Here is a 26398-nt window from a genome sequence, read left to right on the forward strand (position 1 = left end):
TCCCGGCCATCAGAAGCGCGTATCATGCGGATTCCGTTTGTTTCGCCGACAACCCGGAACATCGCCGGGTCGCCAGCTCCACGCCCGGAACCCGTTTTGCTCCTACTCGCTCCGCTCGGATTGAACGGGTTTTGCAACCCATTCAATCGGAGTCCGTCTCAGCGCAGCGCCATGCCGGTCACGTACTGGATGCGGATGTGCCGCTCCCTGGAGGTCTGCGCGCCCCGGCCCTTGCCGGGCTCGCCGACCAGACGGGCGTTCAGGTACGGTGTGTTCCCGCTGCCGCGCTCGATGCTGAGGGGTTCGAGTTCCTCCAGGACGCTGCGCCCGGCGCTGGGCTGCCCCGACCAGCCGACGTACTTCTCGACGTTGTACTGCACCAGCACGCGTTGCCCGGCCTCGATGGCGCGTTCCAGGAAGGCGCGTTTCTGGCGGGTGTCGTCCATGATGGTCAGTTCCGCCGAGCGGTTCTCCGGGACGGTCAGGTCGGTGGTGGGACTCAGGCCCAGGGTGTCCAGGGCGCGGCGCACGGCGTCCACGTTCGCGGCGTCCACCGTGAACAGGTTCGGGCCGATCACCGGGCCGATCAGGCCTTTCAGGCGCGGGTGCGCGGCCAGCGCGGCGGCCTGCGGATGAGACAGCAGCGCCACGCTCGCCAGGGACGGCGGGGGCGTCTGGCCGCTCCAGACGCCCAGTTGCAGCCGCAGCGCGCCCGGCAGGCGACCCTTGACGCGCGCCTCCAGGTCCGGCAGGAACGACGCGGGCAGAGCGCCGGGCGCGGTGGGCCGCAGTTCCAGGCGGCCGTCCGGGCGGGTGGCCACGCGGCCGCGCAGCAGTCCGCGGGCGTGCAGGTCCACGCTGCCCTCGGCGCGGAAGGAGCCGTCCGGGTTGAACGAGAAGGTCTGGGTGGGCGACCCGTCGGCCAGCAGGACCGGCGTGCCGGACGGGAGTTTGAAGTCGGTGCCGGCGGGCAGCAGGAAGCGCTCGCCGACCGGCGTGCCGCCGAGTTTCTTCAGGGCGGCGCCGCGTTCGGCGGGCGTGGGGTACTCCAGCAGGCTGACGGCGCGGTGCAGGGTCAGGCGGTCGCGGCGCGCCGCCCAGTCCTCCAGGCTGCGCTGCACGCCCGGCGCCAGGGGCGTGGCGGACCCGGCCTGCAACCCGGCCAGCAGGTCCGGTAGGCTCAGGCCGCTTTCCAGCGCGGCGTACACGCTCTGGCGGGTCAGGCGGTACGAGGCGGTCTGACCGTCGAAACGCACGGCCTCGGCGGCGGCCAGCAGGGGCCACTGCTGCGGCGTGAGGTTGGCGGGGTACACCAGCAGGTCGAAGTTCGGTTGCAGGATCCAGGCCGGGCCGGACGGAGCGGGCGGGGTCATCAGGTGCGCGGGCGTGACGGCCGAGTCCGGTCCCTCGCCGCTGACGTGCACCAGTCCGGCCGCGCTCAGCTGCCCGCGCAGTGCCACGGCCGCCCACCGGTCCAGCGCGTCGGGCCGGGCTGACTGGCCGGGCCGGGACCCCAGCAGTTCCGGCGGCGTGACCAGCCGGGTCAGGCGGATCACCTCGGCCTGCGTGGTCGCGTGGGGCAGGGCGCGCAGCACGGCGCCCAGCAGTCGCCGCACGACCGTGACCGAGTTGAAGGACACGCGGGCGTCCTCCGGATGGACGTGCCCGCTCGGGCCGCTCAGGACGGCGCGCAGCCGCGCCGGGTCGAGGGTCGTCAGGTGCCGCTCGGCCTGCGCGGTGACCGTCACGCGGTCGCCCTCGCGGATCAGCAGGCCCAGGTTCAGGCCCGCGATCACCCAGCCTTCCAGGTCGTCCACGGCCGTGACGCTCCTGGCGAGGTTCTTCAGGGACGCGCGGCTGATCGTGCCGGTCTTCGTGACGGCCAGCGGGTGCAGGCGCACGCCGCGCAGCACCTCCAGCAGCCGCAGGGGCGTCAGGTCCGTCTGGCCGGGCGCGGCCGGCACCTCGGTCGGGGGGGCCGTGATGGGCGGGGCAGGTTCCGGCGGCAGCAGGGGCCTCAGGCGCGGGTCGAGCAGGACCCGGCTGGGCAGTCGTCCCAGCGGTTCGAACTGGCTGTAGTACGACTGCATCCAGACGTTCGGGAGTGCCTCGGGCAGCAGCAGACCGCCCGTCAGCAGTTCCCACAGGGCGGCGGCCCCGGTGAATTCCGACACCGAGAAGTCCCCGACCCTGCCCTTCGGACTGCCGAACACGCGCGGGTCGCCGCGCAGGTCCCGCAGTCGCAGGAAGACGTGCAGGTCCCAGCCGTCCATGAATCCGCCCTGCCGGGCCACCTCGTTCAGCGCCGCGCGTTCCATGACGCTCAGGCTCGCCACCAGTTTCCGCAGCGCCTCCGGGCTGCTGCGCACCTGACCGATCACCTCGGCCGCGCGGGCGCCACTGCCGATCTTCTCGCCGCTGTACCGGGCCGCGATTCTCTGCTGGTACGGGCGAGGCAGGCGGCTGATGGAATCGTCGAAGTCCTGGGCCTTGCGTTCCTCCAGGGCCGCCACGGCGTCCAGCGCGACCTTCGCGTTGGCTTTCGTGAACGCCCCCTGGTCGGTGGGGCCACTCACGGCTGGCCCCCGGTCACGCGGGGCGTGTGCCCGGCGCGGCGCAGGGCGTCGAGCGCGGCGGCGTCCGTGCCGGGGCGCAGCAGCGCGAACGTCGGCGCGAGCCGCTCGGCGACGTGCGGACTCAGCCGCGCGTCGCTCAGGAGGGCGTCCAGGTCGGCCGGGTCCTGCACTTCCAGCAGGGTCAGGCCCGCGTGGACGGTCAGGCGTTCGGGAAGAAAGGTGGGCTCCGGCAGGGCCGGGGCCGCCTTGGAGCGGGAAGCTCTGGCCGGTGCGGGCGCGGCGGGCGTGGTCGTCTCGTCAGGCCGCACCTTGGGGGGCCGTCCGCGTCGTTTGGGAGTCTGGTCGGTCATGAGGTACGTGCATGCTGCGCATGGAACGGCGCGCTGTCAATGCCGTGACGGCACGCCGGCCCACCGGCCAGAGCGCCTACAGTTCGCTCTCGTCGATGATGTCGTACGTGTAGCCCTGCTCCGCGAGGAACAGCTGCCGGTGGTGCGCGTAGTCCTCCTCGACGGTCTCGCGGGTGACCAGCGAGTAGAAGTGCGCGCCGCGTCCGTCGGCCTTGGGGCGCAGCAGTCGCCCGAGCCGCTGCGCTTCCTCCTGCCGGGACCCGAACGCGCCGGACACCTGCACGAGCACCTCGGCGTCCGGGAGGTCCAGCGCGAAGTTCCCGACCTTGGAGAGCAGCAGCACCCGCAGCCGCCCCTCGCGGAACGCCTGGAACAGCCGTTCGCGTTCGCGCTGCGGGGTCTTCCCGGTGATCAGCGGCGCCTCCAGGTCGGCGGCCATCAGGTCCAGCTGGTCCAGGTACGCGCCGATCACCAGGGTCGGGGCGTCCGGGTGGCGGGCCAGGACGGCGCGCAGCGCGGCGCGCTTGGCGGGGTTCACGGCGGCCAGCCCGTGCTTCTGCCGGTCGGGCGCGGCGGCGTACGCGGGCCGCTCGTCGGCCGGGAGACGCAGGCGCACCTCGGCGCAGGTGGCGGCCGCGATCCAGCCCTGCGCTTCGAGGGTTTTCCAGGGCTGGTCGTAGCGTTTCGGGCCGATCAGGGCGAACACGTCGCCCTCGCGGCCGTCCTCGCGGACCAGGGTGGCGGTCAGGCCCAGGCGGCGGCGGGCCTGCACGCCGGCCGTCAGGCGGAACACCGGGGCGGGCAACAGGTGCACCTCGTCGTAGATGATCAGGCCCCACTCGGCCGCGCCGATCAGGCTCATGTGCGGATGCTCCTCCCCGGCGGGCGCGCCGGGGCGGCGGTGCGTGAGCATCTGGTACGTGCACAGCGTCACGGGCGCCAGTTCCCGCCCGGCGGGACGGCCCGGCGCGTACTCCTGCACGTCGTCGGGGGTCAGGTCCGTCTTGGCGAGCAGTTCGCGTTGCCACTGGTTAACGCTGGTGCGGTTGGTGGTCAGCACCAGCGTCCGCTGCCCCACGAGGCTCATGGCGACCATGCCGACCACGGTCTTGCCGGCGCCGGGCGCGAGGACGACCACGCCGGACCCGCCGGTGTCGCTGCCGCTCTGGTAGAACGCCTGCGCCGCCTCGCGCTGGTAGTCGCGCACGGTCAGGTCCGGCGCGAGGGTCACGGCGAACGGCGCGCCCGGCGCGTACCCGGCGTGGTCGTCGACGGGCCAGCCGGCGTCCATCAGGGCGCGTTTGAGTTCCCCGCGCGCTCCGGCGTCCACGGTGTACACCACGTCGCTCATGCGTTCGCGCAGCAGCGGTCCCACGGCCTTGTGGCGGGCCAGTTCGCTCAGCAGCGGGCCGTCGCCGGGCGCGGCGGACAGGATCAGCGCCTCGTCGAAGCGGTCCAGGGTCAGGCGGCCCCAGCGGCCCACCAGTTCGCGGATGTCGGTCACGACGTTCCCCGGCAGCGGGAATTTCGCGTGTCCTTCCAGCGCGCCCAGCATGGCGTCGGCGGTCATGCCGGTGCTGGCGGCGTTCCACAGCGACAGCGGCGTCACGCGGTACGTGTGCAGGTGCTCGGGGCTGCTCACGAGTTCCGCGAACGGCGCAATGGCCGCGCGGGCCTCGTCGGCGCGCGGGTTGAACGCCTCCAGGAAGACGCTGCGGTCCGCCTGCACGATCAGCGGGTTCATGGGATCGGTCGGCATACGCCGGGCAGCATAGCGGCGTGAGGGCCGGGGCGGGGCGGAATGCGCGTATGGTGGGCCGCGATGCCCCGCCCTTCCCTGCCCGGCCTGTCCCTCCGGCGCGGCCGGTCCGCGTGACCGCGCCGGCCGCCACGCGCGTCTCCCGGCCCCTGCGCGGCGCGGCGCTGCTGGCGGGCGCGCTGCTGCTGTTCGCGTGCCTGGACGCCACCGTCAAGCACCTGACCGCCGAGTACCCGGTTCCGCTGGTCGCCAGCGTCCGCTACGCGGTGCAACTGCTGCTGATGACGGCCCTGCTCGCACCCTCGCGCGGGCGGTCCATGCTGGTCACGCAGCGGCCCTGGCTGGTCGCGGCGCGCTCGCTGACGCTGGTGCTACTCACCCTGCTGATGAACTCGGCGCTGCAACGCCTGCCGCTGGCCGAGGCGACGGCCCTGTCGTTCGCGGCGCCGCTGCTGGTCGTGCTGCTGGCCCAGCCGCTGCTGCGCGAACAGGTCGGGTGGCTGCGCGGCGCGGGCGTTCTGGTGGGCTTCGTGGGCGTGCTGCTGATCGCCCGGCCCGGCGGGAACCTCGACCCGCTGGGCGTGACCCTGGCGCTGCTGGCCGCCGGATCGAACGCCGCGTACCAGCTGCTCTCGCGGCTGCTGAGCGGCACGGAACGCCCGGTGAACCTGCTGTACTCCAGCGCCCTGATCGGCACGCTGTGTTTCGGGCTGATGCTGCCGTGGTTCCTGAGCGGCCCGCCGCTGACGCCGCTGCGCGCCGCGCTGTTCCTGAGCCTGGGCGTCACGGGTGGCGGGGGCACCTGCTGTTCACGCTGGCGTTCCGCGAGGCGCCCGCCTCGTTCCTGGCGCCCATCTCGTACCTGCAACTCGTGTGGGCGGCGCTGCTGGGCCTGCTGATCTTCGGTCACGTGCCCGACCCGCTGGCCCTGACCGGCATGGGCATCCTGCTCGCGGCGGGCGTGAGCGTGGCCGCCTTCGGAGGGCACGGGAAGGAGGAGGCAGGAAGTGGCAAGTAGGGGGTAGGGAGCGCGAAAGATGAACAGCGAGGGGCCCGGACATCGCGTCCGGGCCTCCTCTCCTGCCTGTGGTGGGGTCGCTCAGCCTTCCAGGGAGGCGAGACCGCCGGGTTCTCCCTTGCCCTCGCCCTTGCGGGGCAGGCGCAGGTTCGGCATGGGCAGTGAGGCCAGCAGCGCCAGGAACGCCACGAGGATGCTCACGAGGTAGATGCGGCTGACGGTCGTGGCGAACGCCTCCTTGAACGCGCGGCCCACGCGGTCCAGGGTGGTGTCGGACTGCTTCACCGCTTCGGCCTGCGCGGTGTCGAGGCCCTGCGTGACGCCCGCGATGACCGCCTCGCGGCCCTGCGGCGTGGCGATGGCCGGCGCCGTGATCGCGCGCAGCTGCTCGCCCAGCGCCGCCGGGACCTGCGGGCTGGCTCCGACCGCCTGGACCGCCGCGACGTTGCCGGTGTTCACGGCGTCCGTCACGGCCGCGCGCAGGCCGCTGAAGCCTTCCTCAATGGCCTGCCCGGCGCTCTGCTTGGCGGCGGCCGCGTCGAAGGCCACGCTGGGGCTGCCCTCACCGCCGCCCTGCGGTGCGCTGCTGCTCATCGATTCGAGCTGCGCGCGCAGGGCGGGGGGCGCGTCGGCCCGGACGGGTTCCAGTTGACGGTCGATCTGGCCGGGCAGCGTGGCAGTCAGGATCGCACCGAACACGGCGGTCCCGATGACGCTGCCGAACTGCTGGAAGAACTGCCCGCTGCTGGTGGCCACGCCGATCTCCCAGGGTTTCACGGCGTTCTGGATGGCGAGGTTGTACAGCGGCAGCGCCGGCCCCAGGCCCAGGCCCAGCACGACCATGTACAGCACCACGCGCAGGTACGGCGTGTCGGCGTTCAGGGTGCTGAGCAGCCCGAAGCCGCCCATCATGAGCAGCAGGCCGATGATGATCATGGTCTTGTAGTACCCGAGGCGCGAGGCCAGTTGCCCGCTGCCGATCGCGCCGGCGATCAGGCCCATGGTCAGGGGGATCGTGGCGGTCCCGGCGGCCGTGGCGGACACGCCCTGCACGTTCACGAGGTACAGGCTCAGGAACAGGATGGCGCCCAGGAACGCCGCGCCGATGAAGAAGCGCGCCAGGACGCCCCACGCGAAGGTCGGGTTCTTGAACAGGCTCAGGGGCAGGATGGGGCTCTCGTGACGGGACTCGACGAACAGGAACAGGCCCAGCGCGGCGGCGCTCAGGGCGAACATGCCCAGCACGACCGGGCTGGTCCAGGCGTACGTGCCGTCCGCGCCGAAGGTCAGGGCCAGCAGCAGCGGCACGCTGAACACGATGATCAGCAGCGCGCCCAGGTAGTCGATCTTGGGTTTCAGGCCGCTGGCGAGGCGCGGCATCTTCGTGAAGATGAACGCCAGCGCCACCAGGCCGATGGGCAGGTTCACGTAGAACACCCACCGCCACGAGATGTTGTCGGTCAGGAAGCCGCCCAGCAGCGGCCCGATCACGCTGCTCAGTCCGAACACCGCGCCGAACAGACCCTGGTACTTGCCGCGCTCGGCGGGCGCGAAGATGTCCGCGATGATCGCGAACGCCACGCTGGTCAGGGCGGCCGCGCCGAGGCCCTGCAGGGCGCGGAACACCACGAGCTGCATCATGCCACTGCCGAACACGTTGTTCAGGAAGGGTTCGCCCGCCATGCCACACAGGGCGCTGCCGATCAGGAACACCACGATCCCGAACATCAGCACCGGCTTGCGGCCGTAGATGTCCGAGAGTTTGCCGTAGATGGGCACCATGGCGGTGCTGGCGAGCAGGTACGCGGTCGTCACCCAGGAGTACAGGGACAGGCCGTCGAGTTCCTGCGTGATGCGCGGCAGGGCGGTCGAGACGATGGTCTGGTCCAGCGCGCTCAGGAACAGGCCGAGCAGCGTCCCGATCAGGATCAGGCGCTTGGTCGGGAAGTCCAGCGTCTCGGCGTAGTCGATGCGGCCCTCGGGGGCCTGCTGGGCGTGGGTCATTCGGGGTCCTCCGGGATGGGTGGGCAGGTGCGGTCCGGCTGCCGGGCGTCCTGGGCGTGCAGTTCGGTCATGACGGCCTCGATGGTGTCGGCGGCCGCGCCGAGCAGGTCCACGCCGACCCGCCCGAACACCTGCTGGTAGGTCTCGTTGAAGCGGCGGTCCATGCTGTCCAGGAAGGCGTGCCCGTCTGCGGTGAGGGCGAGCAGTTTGGCGCGGCGGTCGTCCGGGTTCTCGCGGCGTTCCGCGAAGCCGCGCTGCACGAGGCGGTCGGTCAGGTGACTGGCGGCCGGGAGGCTCAGGCCGGTCAGGTCGGCCAGTCCGCCGATACTCAGGGCGGCGTGGGCGCGCAGCTGGTGCAGGGCCGTCATCTGCGAGAAGCTCATGTCGTCGCCCTGCAACTGGTCCTGCATGGCGCGCATGAGTTGCCCGGACACGTAGCGGTGCAGGGCTTTCATCTGCTCGCCCAGGCGCTGGGCGGCGGCGGCCGGATCGGACGGCAGGTCGGGTGTGGGGGAATTCTGGTTCATCGTGTAGGGCGTCTCCTCTGGGTCTGTCCTGCCGTCGGTGCGCGGGACGGACCGCCTGTCGGCTGTCGACCGAATTGCTCTCAATCGTGAAACTATTTCTGAGTCTAAATAGTATTTCCCATCACACCTGTCAGAGAGTCGAAAGAATTCACTCCTCGAAACGATCGACTGTACGCCCTTGGCACGCGCCGGGTCATAGGCCACATGGCCCACCCAGCAGCGGGCCGGGACCCGGGGGCTAGAAGTCTCTCCACAGACGACGAACCACCCAGCGACGGGCCGGGTGGTTCGAAGAGCGAAGAGGAATCCGCATCAGGATTGGTTCAGCAGACCTCCTGCGAAAGTCACTCTGACTCCTGAACATGCGCGGGGATTCCTCCTCGCAGACGACGGTAGCGGAGAGTAACTTCCATCTCGCAACACCCTCGTACAGGTGCTTGCCACGCTCCCAGCCGTTGATGCGGTGTGGGAGCATTGCCCGTTTAGCTCACCACAGAACTGAGTGCTTCGGCTTCGCCGTCCTGCGAAAGGGAGGGGTTAACCCATGACTGAAGCCACGGGCTTGCGACCCTCTTTCGTCAAGGTTGCCGAAAACCCATTTTCGCAAGAGGTCTAATGCCGGTCGCGCCGAATTCGTTGACGATTACGCCGATGCGCCGCCCCGGTGTGGTGAGGGCGAAGTGGTCGGCCGTGGAGCGGATGAGGTGGTTGACGAGGGTGGTCTTACCGGCGCCGAGGAAGCCGCCGATGACGGTCACGGGAATATGTCGATCGCTCACCCGATGATATTGATACATCTTTATCAATAAGACAAGAGGGCGCCTGCCCGGCTGACCCGCACCATCCGCCCGGCCCGGTCAATCGGCCGGGCGCAGCGCGGCCAGCGTCGGCGCCGGCAGGTGCGTGCCCAGCGGCTCGAACGGCGTGTCCAGCGGCTCGCCGGTCCGCGCGTGAAACCGCCACGTCTCCCCCGCCACCTGCACCGAGATCACGCGCGGCCCCGCCCGCAGCAGCGTCCCGAACACCTCGCGCGCCACGCCGGCCTCCATGACCAGCACCCGCACGCCGCCCCCGTCCGGCACGCGGAAGGCCGGAACAGCCCGCCGCGCCCGGCCCGCCGCGCTTTCCAGGGTCCGCAGCGTGGCGACCTGCACGCACACGCGCACGCTGGTGGCCCCGGACGCAGGCACAGCCGGGTCCGGCACCACACCGGCCAGCGCGCGGTCCAGCCGGGTCAGGCCCAGGGCCGCCCACTCGCGCAGGGTCACGCGGGCCTCCCCAGCCAGCGCACTCAGCCGGGCGCGCAGGTCGGCGGCGTCCAGCAGGTCCGGCCCGCCGAACAGCGGCCAGTCCCGGTCGTCCGGCAACTTCAGCGGTGGCGCAGGCTCCGGCAGGGCCGGGGCGCGCTGCGCGGCGCGCAGGGCCGCCCGCAGCAGCGCCTCGTGCTCGGCAGAAGCCCCCCCAGCAGACGCGCCGCCAGCAGCCCCGGCAGCCACAGGTCCGGCGGCGACAGGCCCAGCAGCGACAGGTCCGGCCTCCGGAACGTCCGGCGCGACCCAGGTGGGCGTACCGTCCGTACGGGCTGTCAGGGCGGGGGGCTGCCAGCCGGGCGGCGCGGGTGGGCGCGGCGCCGCACGGCGGCGGCCCGGCAGTCCCCTCGGCGCCACGCCCGCTGGCGCCACCGGGGACTGGGCGGACACGTCCGCCGCGTCCGGTTCGGGGTCAGGGCCGGTCGGAACGCGCAGGCCCTGCGCCCAGGCCTCCGGGCCATACGCGAGGCGCAGGGTGGTGCGCGCGCGCGTGAACGCCACGAACTGCACGCAGCGTTCCTCCTGCGGGTCCCCGCCTCCCAGCGGCATCAGTTCCGGGTGCAGCACCGTCACGCGCGGCCACTCCAGGCCCTTGGCGCGGTGCACGGTGCTCAGCGTGACCGCCGCGCCGTCCGTGCCCGCAGCGGGCGGCGCGTGCAGCTGCGCCAGCAGGGCCCGCAGGTCCTCCTGGTGGGCCGGGCCGCGCCGGGTCACGCGGCGGGCCAGCAGCAGCGCGCAGCGGCACAGGTCCCGCAGGTCCTGCGCGGCGCGGCGCGCGCGGCGGTCCCCGGCGGCCCCGGCGCGCTCCAGGCTTTCCAGCCGGCCGGTCAGGTACGCGCTCAGGCCGTCGTCGGCCTGCTGGCGGGTGAAGGTGGGCGGCAGCGCGGCCCCCGCCACGTCCAGCAGCCGCCCGGCGAGGTCCCCGCCGGTCAGATGGACCCGCACGCCCCGCGCCAGCAGGTCCAGCGCCAGCCGCAGCAGGGGCGCGTTCAGGCGGCACAGGACCGCCTCGCCGGGGCGGACCTCCAGCCCGGCGGCGCTGACGTGTTCGACCGCGCCGCGCGGCGCCCCGGGCGCGGCCGTGATGAAGGAACTGACCGTCCGGGCCGCCGCGACCACGGCCCGCGCGCAGCGGAACGACACGCTGAGCGGCAACTCCTGCGCGCCCAGTTCGCGCGCCAGGTTCAGCAGGCCCGCCGGGTCTGCGCCCGCGTACGCGTAGATCGTCTGCTCCGGGTCGCCGCACAGGATCACCCGGCCCGGCTGCCGGGCGCGCACGCCCGCGACGTGCTCCACGAACGCCCGGCGCAGCGGCGTCAGGTCCTGCGCCTCGTCTACCAGCGCCGTGCGGACCGCGCCGCGTCCCAGCTTCAGGTGCAGCGGCAGCCACAGCATGTCCGCGTGATCGATCACGCCGCCCTGGCGGAACGCGGCGGCGCTCAGGTCCGGCAGTCGCCGCAGCGCGTCCAGCAGCAGCGCGTCCGCACCGCCGCCCGGCCCACTGCCCGGCCCGTCACTCAGCACACCTCGCAGGGCGGCGCTCACCTGCGGGTGGGCGTCCGGGGCGGGCCAGCCGCTCAGGCCCAGCAGCAGCGCCCGGTCGTCCGGGTCCTCCGGGTTCAGCGTGAATTCCCGGCAGGTGTCCCACGCGCGGCCCAGCGCGCCCAGCAGCGCCCGCCGCGCCGCCGCGTCGCCCGGCGCCTGCGGAGGCGGCAGCAGCCCGGCGTCCCCCAGCAGGCGCGCGGTCTTGCCGGGTTGCACGTCCGGTCCGGCGCCCGGAGCGTCCCCCCCGCGCCTTCCCTGAAGCTCGCGGACCAGCAGGCCCAGCCCGTGCCCGTGCAGCGTCCGGGCCGGCAGGTCCGGCGGCAGGCGGCCCGCCACGCCGGCCGTCGCGTGGCGGTTGTACACGAAGTACACGCTGCGCGGCCCGGCGTGCCACGCCGCCTCGGTCAGGGTGGTCGTCTTGCCGCTGCCGGCCGTCGCGCGGATCAGCAGGTGCCGCCCGGAATCCCGCACGGCGCTCACCACGGCCGCCTGCTCGGCCGTGAACTGTGCCGGGACGGGCCGGTCTGCGCGGAGGTGGAGGGGTCGGTCGGTCATGCGCCGGCCCACATGATGACGCGCCGCGCGGCCGGGTGACAGGGACCCGGGGGCGTCTAGACAGAGCGGCGCGAGCTGACACACCCGCGCTCCCGGCGGGTCATGATCGGCACGATGAGACTCCTGCGCGTCCCGGACGGTTTTGTCACCGACATGATCACGCAGGGCTCCCGGGTGCTGATGACGCTGCGCTGGCACGTCCGTCCACCCGCACCGAACGACCGGATCGAGACCGCCTCGTTCGGCACGTGGCACGTCGAGGAACTGCTGAGCCACCCGAACGAACACCGGGGCGCCGTCGTGGCCGTCCGCGTCCTCCCGCCGGAACGCCGCGCGCCTGCCAGCCCCAGTGTCCCCACACCGGTCAGTCCCAGCGCCCCCGTACCGGAACACGGCGCCGCGCGCCCCTGACGGGAGTACCCTGGGGCCAGTAGTCGCGCCGGGTCGACCGGAGAGGTGTCTCCAGGGAGCTGGCCGGGGAGGGGGTGTCATGGTGTATTCCGCTCGCCGGTCCGGCCGGTCCTGTGCCCGCCGCTCGCTGGTCGCCGCTCTGCTCGCCGTGCTGGCAGGCGCCTGCGCGGACAGCCCGGCGGCGCAGGACCGGGCCCGGCGTCTGCTCGGCGCACGCACCTGGGGGTACCAGCTCACCGGGTACGGGCCGGCGCGGCTGGGGCCGGTCGCGGCGTCCGGGTTCGATCTGGTGGTCATAGACGCCGGGGATGACGACGGCATGCCGTGGCCGCCGGCCGAGCTGGGCGCGGCGCGGACCCGGACGGGTCAGCCGGAGCGGCTGCTGCTGGGGTACCTGAGCATCGGCGCGGCCGAGAGCTACCGCGCGTACTGGCAGGCCGGCTGGGCGCAGCGCCCGCCCGCGTGGCTGCTGGCAGAGGACCCGGACTGGCCCGGGAATTTCGACGTGGCGTACTGGCATCCCCAGTGGCAGGCAACCGCGCTGGGCAGCCTGGACCGCCTGATGGAGTCCGGGTTCGACGGGGCGTACCTGGATCTCGTGGACGCCTTCGAACGCCACCCGCAGCGGGCCGGGGCGCGCGACGAGATGATCGACTGGGTGTGCCGCGTCGCCGCGCACGCCCGCGCACGCGACCCGCAGTTCCTGATCGTGCCGCAGAACGCCCCGGACCTGATCCGGGAGGCGCGGTACGTGCCGTGCGTGGACGCCCTGGGGCACGAGGAAACGTTCATGTACGCGATGAACACGCCCACCGAACCCGGGCGGCAGGCGCGGCTGCTGGCCGAATTCGCCCGCTGGAAGGCGCACGGCAAACCGGTGTTCACCGTCGAGTACGCCGACCGGGAGGCGCTGATCGGGCCGCTGTACGCCCGCGCCCGCGCCGCCGGGCTGGTCCCGTACGTGACGGTGCGGGCGGCGGACGTCCTGACACCGGGCCGCTGAGTCACCCTATCCGCGCCCGCCGCCGATGCGCGCGGCGTCCGGGTGGCGGCCCAGGCGGGTCATGGCCCACGCGCCCAGCAGCGGCCCGGCGGCCAGCACGGCGAACACGGCGGGCCAGCCGGCCGCGGCCGCCAGGACCGGGACCAGCGCGATGCTCAGGGCGGTCAGCGTGAAGCCCAGTGCGAGTTGCGCGGTGAGGGCCGTGCCGGTGTAGGCGGGGTCGGCGATCTCGCTGACGACCGTGCTGAACTGCGCGCTGTCCGCGATGATCCAGAATCCCCAGAACACGCTGACGGTCAGCAGGGCGGCCGGGCCGGCGCCGGCCCAGCTGAGCGCGGCGAGCAGCAGCGCCGCGCCGCCCGACAGGACCATCGCCAGGACCGTGAGGCGCACCCGGCCCCAGCGGTCCCCGAGGACGCCGCCCAGCACGCAGCCGAGCGCGCCGACCCCGACGACGAGCGCCGTGGCGAGCGGGGCGTCCGTGGCGGCGCGCGGGCCGCTCAGGACGCCCGCGAAGTACACGCCGAACCAGGTCCACAGGGCGTACAGTTCCCACATGTGACCCAGGTACCCGAGGGTCGCGAGGCCCACGCCGCCGCGCGTGACGGACTGCCACGCCTGCGCGGGCCGGAAGGCGGCGGGCGGCGCGGCGCGCGGGCCGGGCGGGACGGTCAGGGCCAGTGCGCCGCCCAGCGCGGCCAGCAGGCTGGTCACGGCGATCACGCTGCGCCAGTCCGCGCCGCCCAGGCCGTTCACGAGGTGCGGCAGCGACCCGCCGAGCGTCAGGGCGCCCACCATGACGCCCAGCGCCAGCCCGCGCCCGCGCGTGAAGTGCGCGCTCATGAGTTTCAGCGTGACCGGGTACACCAGCGCCAGGGCCGCGCCGGTCAGGGCGCGCAGGCCCGTTCCGGCCAGCGCGCCGGGGGCGATCAGCAGCGCGGCGTTCGCGGCGGCGGCCAGCAGGGAGCCCAGCGCGATCAGCGTGCGGGGGGGCGCGCGGTCCGGGAGGTTCAGACCAGCGCTCAGGACGGCGCCTGCCACGAAACCCAGCTGCACGGCCAGCGTCAGCCACGCTGAGGCGCCCTCGCTGACGGCCCACTCGGCGCGCAGCTGCCCGATCACGGCGGCCGCCGAAAACCACGGGGACATGCTCAGCACGACCGACACGGCCAGCAGCGTCAGCGCCTGCCAGCGCCGGGCGTCAGGCGGGGTTCCGGGCCGGTCGTCCGGGGCGCGGACCTCGTGGTGGGCGCGGTCTGGGGGCACGTCCCCGACCGTAGCACGCGTGGACTGCACCCGGTCCAGCGGACGGCTGGCCCCACCACGCAGGCCGAGGTGTCACAATGCCTGCGATGCAACGCTGTTTCGTGGTGAATTCTTGACGCGCTCTCCCCTGCTGCTGGGCCTGGATGCCGGTGGCAGCGGCACCAAGTGGACGCTGGTGCGCGCCGGTCAGTCGGTCGCGTCCGGGCGGACCGCGCCGTTCACGGCGGCGCTGCTGGGCACGCCGGCCGGCGACGCGGCCCTGGCGGAACTGGGCGCGGCGCTGCCGGGCCGGCCGGACGCGGCGCACGCGGGCGTGCCGGGCCTGAGCGCCGGCAGTGACCACGCGGCGCAGGTGGCGGCGGCGCTGGCCGGCACGCTGAAGATGAACCCCGCGCACCTGAGTCTCGAGGGTGACCTGGATCTCGCGTACCGCGCGCACCTGTCGCCCGGCGCGGGCGTGCTGCTGTACGCCGGCACCGGCAGCGTCGCGTACCACGTGGGCCGCGCCAGCGAGGTCGTGCGGGCCGGTGGGCGCGGGTACCGCATCGGGGACGACGGGGCGGGCTTCAGTCTGGGCCGCGCGGCGCTGCGGGTCCTGACGGCCGCGATCGACCGGGGTCAGGAGCCCGACTCGCCGCTAGCCCGCGAGGTGAGGGCCGTCACGGGCGGCACCGACTGGGACACCCTGCGGAGCTTCACGTACGGGGATCCGGGCGCGTCGGCGGTGGCGCGGCTCGCGCCGGCCGTGTCCCGCGCGGCCGAGGCGGGCGACGCGGAGGCCGCCCACCTGATCGAGGAGGCCGCGCAGGCCCTGGCGGAACTCGCGCGGCGCGTGCAGGAGCAGGTGGGGCCGCTGCCGGTCACGGCGACCGGGGGGGCGCTGCGCTCGCCGCTGCTGGCCGCCGCGCTCGGGCGGGCGCTGCCGGGCGTCAACGTGCAGCAGCGGGATCACGCCGAGGCCGCCGCGCGGTACGCCGGCGCGCAGTTCGGCGGCTGATCGCCGGCAGCCCCCCCGGTCATCCGGGCTCCGGCCGCTTGGCTCCCACTCGCATCCGCTCGGATCGAATGGCTTGTACAAGCCATTCAACCGGAGTCCGTATCAGTCCTGCGGGTCGCGCGGGCCGCTGTCGGGCCGCGTCTCGGTCAGCGCGATGAACGCCTCGACCAGTCCCGGATCGAAGTGAATGCCGGACAGACTGCGCAGCTCGCGGGTCGTCTGTTCGTGCGTCCAGGCGGCCCGGTACGGCCGGTCGCTGGTCAGGGCGTCGTACACGTCGCACAGGGCGAACAGGCGGCCCTGGAGGCTGATCTGCTCGCCCGCCAGACTGCGGGGGTAGCCGCTGCCGTCCCAGCGTTCATGGTGATCCTGGATGACGGCCAGCGCGCCCGGCGGCAGGAAGTTCAGGGCCTGCGCGAATCTCACGCCGGCATGGACGTGCGAACGCATGACGGTCCATTCCTCCGGGTCCAGGCGGCCGGGTTTCAGCAGCACCGCGTCCGGAACGGCGATCTTGCCGATGTCGTGCAGGTACGCGCCCCAGCGCAGCGTCTCGCAGGCGGCGTCGGTCCAGCCGAGACGACGGGCGAAGCGCGTGGCGAGTCCAGTCACGCGGTCGGTGTGGCCCTGCGTTTCCCGGTCCCGCGCCTCGAGCGCCAGTCCCAGGGCGCGCAGGGCGGCCTCGCGGGCGGCGCGGGCTTCCTCCTCGGCCGCCAGCCGACCGGCGAGCGCCGCGACGGTGCCGCACACCATGCTGAACAGCGTCGCCTCCTGCGTCTGCCAGACGTGCGGCTCGAAGGTGTGCATCAGGAACGCGCCCAACAGCCGGCCATCCGCGTCCCGGACGGGAGCGGCGGCGACACTGGCGACCCCCAGTTCCGGGAAGCCCTGCGTTTCCGGGCTGCGGCGCGTATCGTCGAAGAACAGCGGCGCCTGCGCGCGTTCCAGGGCGCGCATCAGGGGCGTGTCGGCCGGCAGGCCGTGCGCGGCGACGGCCTGCATGCCGTCCGTCTGGGGCATCTCGCCGGTCGCGGCCCGCACGCGGTAGGTCAGGGCGCGCGTGTCGGTCTGGAAGTACGCCGACCCGACGGCGGCCGTGTCGCGCACCAGTTTCTCCAGGGTGGGGGTCACGCCCCCGGCCAGGTCCGGTGAGGCCAGCGCCGCCGCCGTGAGCCCCAGAAGATCCCGCGCCGCCGCGTCCCGGTCGGCAGGAATCTCAGTTCCGACGCTGAGCAGGGTCAGAGAAGTGTCCATGCTGCAGCTTAACCGGCGGGGGCGGGCCGGACCTGTGAACAATCCGGCCGGAGGGTTCAGCCGGGCAGGCCGTGCAGCAGGGCGTGCGCGGTGGGTTCATCCACGATCAGGGTGCGCATCAGGCCGCCGGCCAGCGCGCCGCGCAGCGCCCCGACCTTGCCCAGGCCGCTGACGATGCAGATGGACTGCGCCGCGCGGGTGATCAGGCTCAGGTCCGGGCCGCTGCTGCGAGCGTTCATGGGAATGCCGCCGAAGGTGCCGTCGGCGCGGTAGAAGACGGTGGCGATGTCCCCTGCCACGCCCTGCGCCGCCAGGGTCTGCTGGTCGGCCGGGTCGAGGTACCCGGCGACGTACACGTGACTGGGCAGTTTCGCGCTGGCCGCGCCGACCGAGTACAGCAGCACGTCCGCCCGTTCCTGCAACTCCAGGACGTGCCGGACGCTGCGTTCACGCCACATGGCCTGCTTGGTCAGGGGATCGTCGAAGAAGGTCGGGACCGGGAACAGGTGCGCGCGCGCGCCGTAATTGCCGGCGAAGCGGGTGACGGTGTCGGTCACGAAGCCGCTCATGAAGTCCCGCGCGCTGGCGCTGCCGTTGAGCTGCACGAACTGCAGGTCCGGAATGTGGCGGGGCGTGAGGTGCCGGGACACGGCGTCCAGCGTGGTGCCCCAGGCCAGCCCGACCGTCTGCCCGGCCCGCAGCGTCTGGCCCAGCAGCGTGGCGGCCGCGACCGAGACGCGCTCGAGCCAGACGGACTCGCTGCTGCCGGGTGGCACGCGGATCACGTGCGGGGTCAGGAAGGGATACGCGGCGCGCAGCTGCGCCTCGAGGCTCTGCGGCTGGGCCTGCGGGTCGTGGATGCGGATCTCGACCAGTCCGGTGCGGCGGGCGTGCGAGAGCAGGCGGGAGACTTTCGGGCGGGACAGACCGAGTTCGCGGGCGATGGCGTCGGTGGTCAGGCCCTGGACGTAGTACAGGCGGGCGACCTGCGCGGCCTGGGTGTCCGTGGTGACGTCGTTCACGCCCGGCAGCATACGCGTCCGGGCCCCGCCTGATTCGACCTGGTTGCGGAGGCGAACCGTCGAACCGTCTTGAACGTATGTTCATCCCGCCTTGACATATGTTCAATGCTCGGTGAAGATGGCTGCATCAACAATCCAGTCGCGGTCACAGTCCGCCTCCCCGAACGTGTCCTGCACGTCCCGGCATCCTGCCGGCGCAGGCCACGCTCCGGGCCGGTGGACTGCCCCCGACACCCGGAGGTACACGTATGACATTCAAGGCGTCACAGGAGTTCATGGCCGAGTTGCTCGGCACGATGGTCCTCATCCTCTTCGGATGCGGGGTCGTCGCCATGGTGGTGCTGTTCCAGTCCACCGACCCGGCCATCCCCGGCCAGATCGTCAACGGCGGGTACACCAACATCACGCTCGGCTGGGGCTTCGCGGTCCTGATGGGCATCTTCATCTCCGGGACCATCAGCGGCGCGCACCTGAACCCGGCGGTCACGATCGCGCTGGCCGTCACCGGCCGCTTCCCCTGGGCCAAGGCGCCGCACTACTTCGCCGGGCAGTTCCTCGGCGCCTTCCTGGGGGCCGCCATCGTCTTCGCCGTGTACCACGCCAAGTGGTTGGGCTTCGATCCGCAGCTCGACAACACGGCCGGCATCTTCAGCACCTTCCCGGCCGTGCCCGGCTTCTGGCCCGGCTTCACCGACCAGGTGGTCGGCACCGCGCTGCTCATGGCGCTGATCCTCGCCATCGGCGACAAGCTGAACAACCCCGCCGGGGCCGCCTGGGGCGCGCTGGCCGTGGCGTTCGTGGTCATGGCGATCGGCATGAGCTTCGGCGGCATGCACGGCTACGCCATCAACCCGGCCCGTGACCTGGGGCCGCGCCTGTTCGCCCTGGTCGCCGGGTTCCGCAACACCGGCTTCGAGAACGGCGTGTGGCTGGTCCCCGTGATCGGACCGGTCGTCGGGGCGGTCATCGGCGCGCTGATCTACGATACGTTCATCGGCAAACCACTCCTGCGTGCCGGAGAGGCCCACCAGGGCATCCAGGGGGCCGACCCCGCCTACAACGCGGATTCCCGCCGCTGACCACTGCTCACCGACCGGCACGGCTTTACCGACCGGCATGAGGCCCCCGCCCCTCTCAGGCTCTCAGCAGAGCTACACAGGAGTCCAGCATGAGCAAATTCATCCTCGCCCTCGACCAGGGCACCACCAGCAGCCGCGCCATCGTGTTCGATCAGGACGCCAACATCATCCGCACCGCGCAGAAGGAATTCCGGCAGATCTTCCCCCGCCCCGGCTGGGTCGAGCACGACGCCAATGAGATCTGGAGCACCCAGATCGGCGTGGCGCAGGAAGCCATCAGCGGCGCGGGCCTGAAGGCCAGCGACATCGCCGCCATCGGCATCACCAACCAGCGCGAGACGGTGGTCGTGTGGGACCGCGCGACCGGTAAACCCATCCACAACGCCATCGTGTGGCAGGACCGCCGCACCGCCAGCGAGTGCGACGCCCTGCGTGCCGCCGGCCGCGCCGAGATGATCCAGCAGAAGACCGGCCTGCTGATCGACGCGTACTTCAGCGGCACCAAGGTCAAGTGGATTCTGGATCACGTGGACGGCGCCCGTGAACGGGCCGAGCGCGGCGAACTGGCCTTCGGGACGGTGGATTCCTGGCTGATCTTCAACCTGACCGGCGGCGAGCTGCACATCACGGACGCTACGAACGCCAGCCGCACGCTGCTGTACAACATCCACACCGGCGAGTGGGACGACGAACTGCTCGCGCTGCTGAACGTGCCGCGCGCCCTGCTGCCCGAAGTCCGGAACTCCTCGGAGGTGTACGGCGAGACCGCCGAGGGCCTGCTGGGTGCGCGCGTGAAGATCGCCGGGATCGCCGGGGACCAGCAGGCCGCGACCTTCGGGCAGGCCTGCCTGGACCGCGGCATGGCAAAGAACACCTACGGCACCGGCTGCTTCATGCTGATGAACACCGCGCAGGAAGCGGTGCCCAGCCAGAACAAGCTGCTCACCACGGTCGCGTGGCAGCTGGAAGGCCAGCGCACGTACGCGCTGGAAGGCTCGGTGTTCGTGGCGGGCGCCGTGGTGCAGTGGCTGCGCGACGGGCTGGGCATCATCCGCTCGAGCACCGAGGTCGAGGCGCTGGCGACCAGCGTGCCGGACAGTGACGGTGTGTTCCTGGTGCCGGCCTTCGTGGGCCTGGGCGCGCCGTACTGGGACAGCTACGCTCGCGGCACCATGGTGGGCCTGACGCGCGGCACGACCGCCGCGCACATTGCCCGCGCGGCCCTGGAAAGCATTGCGTTCCAGTCGGCGGAACTGCTTGACGCCATGCAGCAGGACAGCGGCGCGCCTCTCAAGGAGCTGCGCGTGGACGGCGGGGCCAGCAACAACAACCTGATGATGCAGTTCCAGGCCGACATTCTGGGCGTGCCGGTGGTCCGCCCGAAAGTCACGGAGACGACCGCGCTGGGCGCCGCGTACCTGGCAGGTCTGGCCGTCGGGTACTGGAAGAGCACGGACGACATCACCCGTCAGTGGCAGGTGGACCGCACCTTCGAGCCGCAGATGGAAGAGGACGAGCGCGCGCGCCTGATGCGCCGCTGGCGCAAGGCCGTCGAGCGCAGCCGCGAGTGGGCCGAAGCCGACAGCTGAGCCGGTCCCGGGCCACGCGGCCCTGAGAGTAATCCCGGATCGCCACTCGCCAGCGGTCCGGGATTGTTGTTTCATTTCCGTCTGTTTCGCTGACAACCCGCCCACGCACCGGGTTGCCAACTCCACGCCCGGCAGCCCGCTTCTACTCCTACTCTGCAGAGCAGCTCCACGAGTCGCGTCCGCCCGGACCCAGCGGCTTTGCAGGCCATTCAATCGGAGTTCGTATCAGCCGCGCCCGACCGACCGCCGCCTCCCCATCCACCTCACCGGGGTCTGCCGTGGCTGCACGAAGAAATGATGTAGGCAGGCCCACTGAACAAATGTTCTACATGTGAGAACATGCGTTCAAAAGAGAGCAGGAGGGTCCGCTGGAGCGGCCCGCACTCTCCACGAATCCTCCGGCACGCCGTGACACAGCTCTTCCCGCTCCAGAAAGAAGGTTGAATCCATGACCATCCAGAACCAACCCACTGACCCCCGCTCCACCGACCCCCGCGCGGCCGCCCTGCACGCCGCCACCGCCGATCAGACCTGGGACCTCTTGGTCGTCGGGGGGGCGCGTCCGGCCTGGGCACCGCCGTCGAGGCGGCCACGCGGGGTTACCGCGTGCTGCTGCTCGAATCGCACGACTACGCCAAGGGCACGAGCAGCCGCTCGACCAAACTGGTGCACGGCGGCGTGCGCTACCTCGCGCAGGGGAACGTGTCCCTGGTGCGCGAGGCGCTGCACGAACGCGGCCTGCTCAAGCAGAACGCCCCGCACCTCGTGCATGACCTGGGCTTCCTGATCGCCGCGTACAAGTGGTGGTCCGCGCCGTTCTACGGCATCGGCCTGAAGATGTACGACCTGCTGGCCGGGAAACTGAACCTGAAATCCAGCCGCTACATCAACAAGACCCAGGCGCTGGAACGCACGCCCACCCTGAAGAAGGCGGCGCTCAAGGGCGGCATCCTGTACTTCGACGGGCAGTTCGACGACGCGCGGCTGGCGATCACGCTGCTGCGCACCCTGGAAAACCACGGTGGCGTCGCCCTGAACCACGCGCCGGTCGTGGGCCTGATCAGGGAAGGCGGGAAGATCACGGGCGCCCGCTTCCGTGACCAGGAGACCGGACAGGAGCATGCCGTGAAGGCACGCGCCGTCGTGAATGCCACGGGCGTGTTCGTGGACGACGTGCGCCGCATGGAGAACCCGTCGGTCAAGCCCATGCTCTCGCCCAGTCAGGGTGTGCACGTGGTCGTGGACCGCCGCTTCCTGCCGGGCGACAGCGCCATCATGGTGCCCCGCACCGACGACGGCCGCGTGCTGTTCGCCGTGCCCTGGCACGACCACGTGGTGATCGGCACGACCGACACGCCGCTGCCCGAGGCCAGCATGGAGCCCCGCGCTCTGCCCGAGGAGGTCGAGTTCATCCTGAAGACGGCCGCGCAGTACCTGGACCCCGCCCCCACCCGCGCCGACGTGCGCAGCGTGTACGCCGGCCTGCGCCCCCTGGTGAAGGCCGCCGAGGGCACCGACACCAAGAGCCTGTCGCGCGATCACGTGATCCGCATCAGCGACGGCGGCCTGATCACCCTGACCGGCGGCAAGTGGACCACCTACCGCCGCATGGGCGAGGACACCGTCAACCGCGCCGCCGCGCAGGCCGGACTGCCCGAGCGCCTGAGCCTCACGGCGGGCCTGAAACTGCACGGGGCCGCCGCGCCCGACACGCACCTCGCGGATCACTGGCAGGTGTACGGCACGGACGCCGCGCACATCCGGGCGATGCCCGGCGCGGATACCCCGCTGCACCCGGAACTGCCGTACACCGAGGCCGAGGTCCGCTGGGCCGTCCGCGCCGAGCAGGCCCGCACCGCCGAGGACGTCCTGTCCCGCCGCCTGCGCGCGCTGCTGCTGAACGCGCGGGCCAGTATCGAGGCCGCGCCGCGCGTGGTCGCCATCCTGGCCGAGGAACTCGGCCGCGACGCCGCGTGGCAGGCCGCGCAGGTGCAGGCGTACAGGGAACTGGCAGGCGGGTACGTCCTGAACTGACCGTCGACTTGACGGCGGCGCCCGACCACCACTCGAAAGCAGCGGCGGATTCCAGCAGGGTCCGCCGCTGCGCCGTGGCGGGCGCGACCCCAGCGCCGGGACATTGACCGGCCGCGCAGACGAGGCAACCCCCGGCCCGGCGCTTGGTTATGCTGCGGTATTCATGCTTCCGCACACGCCGCATCAACCCACTTCCCGCGCGCAGGAACCGCTGCGCCGCCGGGTGTATGTGGCCGTGTGTCTGCTGGCCGCCGCGGCGCTGGTGGTGATTCTGCTGACCGACCTGCGGCGCGGTCAGATGGATGCCAGCGTGGCGGGCGGGCTGGCGCTGTGCCTGGGGGTAGCGGGCCTGCTGCAGTTCTCACGTCTGCCCTGGCTGCTGGTGGATTACACCGTGCTGGTGGGCGCGTCGGGCATTGTCGTCACGCAGCTGCTGGAACTGCTGCGCCTTCAGGAGTCCATTCCGGTCCGCAGTTACTTTCCCGGCGCGTTCCTGGTGATCGCGGCGTTCAGTGTCCTGCCGGTCCGGGCGGCGCTGACCTACACGGCCGTGCTGCTGAGCGTCTTCGCGGGCCTGTCGGTTGTCACGGGCAGTGACGTGGTGCTGCTGGGTCAGCTGGCGCTGACGTCCCTGCTGATCGCGCACCTGTCGTACTTCGGGCGGCAGGTGAGCGCCGAACGGGCCCGCTCGGACGAGCAGTACCGGCTGTCGCGCACCGACGTCCTGACCGGCCTGGACAACCGGCGCGGCATGTACGAACGCATTCAGCAGGCGTTCTCCCGGAGCCTTAACGAGGAGGGTGCGGAGTTCACGGTCCTGCTGGCCGACATCGACCATTTCAAGCGCGTGAACGACACCTTCGGGCATGACGTGGGCGATCAGGTGCTGCGGCGCGTGGCGACTGTCCTGCAACGCCAGGTCGGTGACCAGGGCAGCGTGTCCCGCTGGGGCGGCGAGGAATTCCTGATCCTGCTGCACACCAGTGACCCGCCGGTGGTGCGCGCGGTGGCCGGGCAGCTCTGGCACGCGGTGCGCACGGCGGCCGTGGCGGGCCTTCCGCCCGTGACCACCAGCGTGGGCGTGGCGAGTTCCGGCGAGGTCACCTCGGTCAGTGATCTGCTGCGGATCGCGGACCGCCGCCTGTACGAGGCCAAGGACGCCGGGCGGGACCGCGTGCAGCTCGGCCCGGCCCGCAGCCGGAGCGCGCCGGTCCCGGCGCCTCCCGGCCCGGCGCCACGACCGGAACAGGCGGAGCGGGCGTAGAAGGCGGCCATCGGACGGGGAAAGGGACGCTCCGGGGGAACGGAACGCCGCGCTCAGACTGGCTGCCGGATGTGGCTGGCGTCGGTGCGGCGCAGGAAGCGGGCCAGCAGCAGCGCGGCGGTGCACAGCAGGCCGGTGCACAGGCCGAACCACAGGCCGCGCGGGCCCAGGCCCAGCCCGAAGGCCAGCAGGACGCCGCTGCCCAGGCCCACGATCCAGTACGTGACCAGGGAGATCAGCATGGGCACGCGGGTGTCCTGAAGTCCGCGCAGCGCGGCGTTCGCGGTGACCTGCACGCCGTCGGCGGCCTGGAACAGCGTGGCGATCAGCAGGAAAGAGGCGGCCTGCGCGACCAGGGCGGCGTTGGCGGGGTCGCGGACGTTCACGAACACGCCCGTGACCGCGCCGGGCGTCAGGACGTAGGACACGCTGACGAGCAGCATGATCAGCGCGGCGGCCCCCGCGCCGAGCAGGCCCACGCGGCGCGCGGCCCTCAGGTTCCCGGCGCCGTGGTGGTGTGCGACGCGGATGCCGGTGGCGGTCGCCAGTCCCAGCGGCACCATGAACACGGCCGTGATGACCTGCAGGGCCACGTTGTGCGCGGCCAGCGCGTCCGGGCCGAAGCGGGCCATCAGCAGCGAGGTGACGGTGAACAGGCCGCCCTCGGCGCCGAGGGTCAGGCCGATGGGCCAGCCCAGGCGCAGCAGGACGCGCAGTTCCGCGCGAACCGTGCCGGGCGGTGTGGGCGCGGCCTTCGGAACGGCGAGACGGGAGCGGGCCAGGAAGGCCAGGATCAGGGCGCTCGCCCAGTACACGATCACGGTGGTCAGGGCCGCGCCGGCCACGCCCAGTGCGGGCAGTGGCCCCCAGCCGAAGGTCAGGGCGGGACTCAGCGCGGCGGCGCCCAGCGCGCCGCCCAGCGCGGTGAGGGTGACGGCGCGCGGCTGCCCGGTGCCCTCAAGGGCGCCGCGCAGGGCGCTGAAGGCCAGTGTGGCCGGCATGCCCAGCGCGTACAGGCGCAGGTACAGGCCGGCGAGGTCGCCGCGCAGGCCGTCGGGCGCGTGCGTCTGCATCAGGTGGGCGGCCAGGAAGGCCAGCGGCAGGAACGCGGCGGACAGCAGCGCGGCCAGCAGCAGCCCGGCGCGGGTGGCGCGGGCCACGCCGGCCGGGTCGCCCGCACCGTGCGCGGCGGCCACGCGCGGCGCGACCGAGAGCATGACGCCCAGCAGCACGATGAACCCCAGGTAGTACGCGGCGTTCCCGTACGCGACGGCGGCCAGTTCGGCCGGGCCGAGGCGGCCGATGACGGCGGTGCTGATCAGGGCCAGGGCGTTCACGCTGAACTGCGAGACGATGACCGGCACCGCGAGGCGCAGCAGCGTGCCGCCCTCGCTGCGGGGGCGGTCGGGTGCCGGCGCGGGTGAGAATGCAGGAGGGTCGGTCGGCATCCGGCCAGTGTACGGGCGGGCGGGGCTTTCGCCGGGAACGGGGCCGGGCGGGTGATCCGCCCTGCCGGACACCTGGACGCCGCAGACAGACTTCAACGAACGTTCGTTAGGGCGATCCGTTACAGTAGGGCATGACCCACAATCCAGACCCGGCCCGCCAGCGGGGCTTCCGGACCCGCGCCGTCCACGCCGGACACGGCCTCGACCCGGCCACCGGCGCGCACGCCACGCCCATCTACGCCACCAGCACCTTCGGCTACGGCAGCGCCGAACGCGGCGCGCGCCTGTTTGCCGGTGAGGAACAGGGGTACTTCTACTCGCGCCTGACCAATCCCACCGTCCGCGCCTTCGAGGAGAAGGTCGCCAGCCTGGAAGGCCTGCCGGACGCCGTGGCCTTCGCCAGCGGCATGGGCGCCGTGTCCGCCGTGTGCCTGACCCTGCTGAAACCCGGCGACGAGCTCATCTTCATCGCGCCGCTGTACGGCGGCACGACCGGCTTCCTGACCGAGGTCGCCGCGAAGTTCGGCGTGACCGTCCACGAGGCGGCCGACGAGACCGCCGCCGAGGCCCTGTGCGGCCCCCGCACCCGCCTGATCTGGGTGGAGACGCCCACCAACCCCGCCCTGAACATCGTGGACCTTGAGCGCGTGTCGCGCATGGCTCGCGCCTGCGGCGCCCTGAGCGTCGCGGACAACACCTTCAGCAGTCCCTATCTGACCCGCCCGGCCGAACACGGCGTGGACCTCGTCATGCACAGCGCCACCAAGTACCTCGGCGGGCACGGCGACGCCATCGGCGGCGTCCTGGCCGGCCCCGCCGACCTGCTGGCCGAGGTGCGCGGCGTGGGCCTGCGCCACGTGGGCGCGTCCCTCGGGCCGTTCGAGGCGTACCTGTTCCTGCGCGGCCTGAAGACCCTCCCGCTGCGCATGGACGCCCACTGCGCCGGGGCCGCCGAACTGGCCGCCGCCCTGGACGGCCACCCGGCCCTGCACGCCCTGCACTACCCCGGCCTGAGCCGCCACCCGGGCCACGAGGTCGCCCGCCGCCAGATGCGCGCCTTCGGGGGCCTGCTGAGCCTCGACCTGGGCAGCCAGGCGGCCGCGTTCACGTTCCTGAACAGCCTGACGCTGTTCACGCAGGCCGTCAGCCTGGGCGATGTGGAAAGCCTGTCATGCCATCCGGGCAGCACCACCCACCACCTGCTGGGCGACGAGGCCCTGCTGCGCCAGGGCGTGACGCCCGGACTGGTCCGCCTGAGCGTGGGCATCGAGGACCCCGCCGACCTGATCGACGACGTCCTGAGCGCCCTGGATCACGTCGGGACGCCCGCCCGCACCGACCGCGACCTCAGCCGCGCCTGAACGCGGGGCTGTGCGCGTCAACGCTG

At 72.4% G+C, this 26398-nt stretch carries 19 protein-coding genes and 2 pseudogenes; 10 read left to right on the forward strand and 11 right to left on the reverse strand.

What is annotated here, in order from left to right:
- Nucleotides 1-158: 158 nt before the first annotated feature.
- The 3 genes from BXU09_RS15430 to BXU09_RS15440 form a co-directional block, all read right to left on the reverse strand.
- A complete protein-coding gene (locus tag BXU09_RS15430) occupies nucleotides 159-2576 on the reverse strand; it encodes a helicase-associated domain-containing protein (RefSeq protein ID WP_078305231.1) in 2418 nt (805 codons plus the stop codon).
- The gene (locus tag BXU09_RS15435) at nucleotides 2573-2926 is read right to left on the reverse strand and encodes a hypothetical protein (RefSeq protein ID WP_078305232.1); all 354 of its coding nucleotides are present in this window, start codon (nucleotides 2924-2926) and stop codon (nucleotides 2573-2575) included. The genes BXU09_RS15430 and BXU09_RS15435 overlap by 4 nt, the downstream gene beginning before the upstream one ends.
- 76 nt (nucleotides 2927-3002) lie before the next feature.
- Entirely contained in the window at nucleotides 3003-4685 is a 1683-nt protein-coding gene (locus BXU09_RS15440) for a DNA repair helicase XPB (protein WP_078305233.1), read from the reverse strand.
- 113 nt (nucleotides 4686-4798) lie between these two features.
- On the opposite strand from BXU09_RS15440, the gene BXU09_RS15445 reads away from it, so the two are divergent.
- Both BXU09_RS15445 and BXU09_RS21620 read left to right on the forward strand, forming a co-directional pair.
- Nucleotides 4799-5584 carry a DMT family transporter gene (locus BXU09_RS15445; RefSeq protein ID WP_240501393.1) on the forward strand — a complete coding sequence of 262 codons (786 nt, stop codon included), beginning with the start codon at nucleotides 4799-4801 and terminating at the stop codon, nucleotides 5582-5584.
- Nucleotides 5557-5703, forward strand: a complete 147-nt coding sequence (locus BXU09_RS21620) for a hypothetical protein (RefSeq protein ID WP_240501395.1) — start codon at nucleotides 5557-5559, stop codon at nucleotides 5701-5703. Before BXU09_RS15445 ends, BXU09_RS21620 begins: the two co-directional genes overlap by 28 nt.
- Nucleotides 5704-5784: 81 nt before the next feature.
- Here the strand turns inward: BXU09_RS21620 and BXU09_RS15450 are convergent, their stop codons facing one another.
- The 4 genes and pseudogenes from BXU09_RS15450 to BXU09_RS15465 all read right to left on the reverse strand — a co-directional run bounded on the left by BXU09_RS15450 (nucleotide 5785) and on the right by BXU09_RS15465 (nucleotide 11644).
- A complete protein-coding gene (locus BXU09_RS15450) occupies nucleotides 5785-7707 on the reverse strand; it encodes an MDR family MFS transporter (protein ID WP_078305234.1) in 1923 nt (640 codons plus the stop codon).
- Nucleotides 7704-8234: a MarR family transcriptional regulator gene (locus tag BXU09_RS15455; RefSeq protein ID WP_078305235.1), complete on the reverse strand. Its 531-nt coding sequence runs from the start codon at nucleotides 8232-8234 to the stop codon at nucleotides 7704-7706. The genes BXU09_RS15450 and BXU09_RS15455 overlap by 4 nt, the downstream gene beginning before the upstream one ends.
- Before the next feature lie 614 nt (nucleotides 8235-8848).
- A pseudogene (locus tag BXU09_RS15460) lies at nucleotides 8849-9031 on the reverse strand (GTP-binding protein); the annotation flags it as partial.
- A 60-nt stretch (nucleotides 9032-9091) separates the two neighbouring features.
- Nucleotides 9092-11644, reverse strand: a complete 2553-nt coding sequence (locus BXU09_RS15465) for a UvrD-helicase domain-containing protein (protein ID WP_078305236.1) — start codon at nucleotides 11642-11644, stop codon at nucleotides 9092-9094.
- 114 nt (nucleotides 11645-11758) lie between these two features.
- On the opposite strand from BXU09_RS15465, the gene BXU09_RS21010 reads away from it, so the two are divergent.
- On the forward strand, nucleotides 11759-12055 hold the full coding sequence (locus BXU09_RS21010; protein WP_168174635.1) for a hypothetical protein: 297 nt from the start codon (nucleotides 11759-11761) through the stop codon (nucleotides 12053-12055).
- Between the two features lie 79 nt (nucleotides 12056-12134).
- A complete protein-coding gene (locus BXU09_RS15475; protein WP_078305238.1) occupies nucleotides 12135-13058 on the forward strand; it encodes an MJ1477/TM1410 family putative glycoside hydrolase in 924 nt (307 codons plus the stop codon).
- Nucleotides 13059-13064: 6 nt separating this feature from the next.
- On the opposite strand, the gene BXU09_RS15480 is transcribed toward BXU09_RS15475, so the two are convergent.
- Nucleotides 13065-14324 carry an MFS transporter gene (locus BXU09_RS15480; RefSeq protein ID WP_240501397.1) on the reverse strand — a complete coding sequence of 420 codons (1260 nt, stop codon included), beginning with the start codon at nucleotides 14322-14324 and terminating at the stop codon, nucleotides 13065-13067.
- A 112-nt stretch (nucleotides 14325-14436) separates the two neighbouring features.
- On the opposite strand from BXU09_RS15480, the gene BXU09_RS15485 reads away from it, so the two are divergent.
- Nucleotides 14437-15321: a BadF/BadG/BcrA/BcrD ATPase family protein gene (locus BXU09_RS15485; RefSeq protein ID WP_078305239.1), complete on the forward strand. Its 885-nt coding sequence runs from the start codon at nucleotides 14437-14439 to the stop codon at nucleotides 15319-15321.
- Nucleotides 15322-15423: 102 nt separating this feature from the next.
- On the opposite strand, the gene BXU09_RS15490 is transcribed toward BXU09_RS15485, so the two are convergent.
- Entirely contained in the window at nucleotides 15424-16575 is a 1152-nt protein-coding gene (locus tag BXU09_RS15490; protein WP_078305240.1) for an HD domain-containing phosphohydrolase, read from the reverse strand.
- A 56-nt stretch (nucleotides 16576-16631) separates the two neighbouring features.
- Entirely contained in the window at nucleotides 16632-17597 is a 966-nt protein-coding gene (locus BXU09_RS15495; RefSeq protein ID WP_230273628.1) for a sugar-binding transcriptional regulator, read from the reverse strand.
- A 248-nt stretch (nucleotides 17598-17845) separates the two neighbouring features.
- Between BXU09_RS15495 and BXU09_RS15500 the strand changes: the two genes are divergently transcribed.
- The 4 genes and pseudogenes from BXU09_RS15500 (at nucleotide 17846) to BXU09_RS15515 (ending at nucleotide 23563) form a co-directional block, all read left to right on the forward strand.
- Nucleotides 17846-18676: an MIP/aquaporin family protein gene (locus BXU09_RS15500; RefSeq protein ID WP_078305242.1), complete on the forward strand. Its 831-nt coding sequence runs from the start codon at nucleotides 17846-17848 to the stop codon at nucleotides 18674-18676.
- Between the two features lie 89 nt (nucleotides 18677-18765).
- Nucleotides 18766-20265 carry a glycerol kinase GlpK gene (glpK, locus tag BXU09_RS15505; protein ID WP_078305243.1) on the forward strand — a complete coding sequence of 500 codons (1500 nt, stop codon included), beginning with the start codon at nucleotides 18766-18768 and terminating at the stop codon, nucleotides 20263-20265.
- A 448-nt stretch (nucleotides 20266-20713) separates the two neighbouring features.
- Nucleotides 20714-22299, forward strand: a pseudogene (locus tag BXU09_RS15510) (glycerol-3-phosphate dehydrogenase/oxidase).
- Nucleotides 22300-22462: 163 nt separating this feature from the next.
- The gene (locus BXU09_RS15515; protein WP_078305244.1) at nucleotides 22463-23563 is read left to right on the forward strand and encodes a GGDEF domain-containing protein; all 1101 of its coding nucleotides are present in this window, start codon (nucleotides 22463-22465) and stop codon (nucleotides 23561-23563) included.
- Between the two features lie 53 nt (nucleotides 23564-23616).
- On the opposite strand, the gene BXU09_RS15520 is transcribed toward BXU09_RS15515, so the two are convergent.
- The gene (locus BXU09_RS15520) at nucleotides 23617-25011 is read right to left on the reverse strand and encodes an MATE family efflux transporter (RefSeq protein ID WP_078305245.1); all 1395 of its coding nucleotides are present in this window, start codon (nucleotides 25009-25011) and stop codon (nucleotides 23617-23619) included.
- Nucleotides 25012-25142: 131 nt separating this feature from the next.
- Between BXU09_RS15520 and BXU09_RS15525 the strand changes: the two genes are divergently transcribed.
- Nucleotides 25143-26372 (forward strand): PLP-dependent aspartate aminotransferase family protein, encoded by a 1230-nt coding sequence (locus tag BXU09_RS15525; protein ID WP_078305246.1) that lies wholly within the window; start codon nucleotides 25143-25145, stop codon nucleotides 26370-26372.
- Nucleotides 26373-26398: the final 26 nt, after the last annotated feature.

This window comes from Deinococcus sp. LM3 (assembly GCF_002017875.1).
Lineage (GTDB): Bacteria > Deinococcota > Deinococci > Deinococcales > Deinococcaceae > Deinococcus.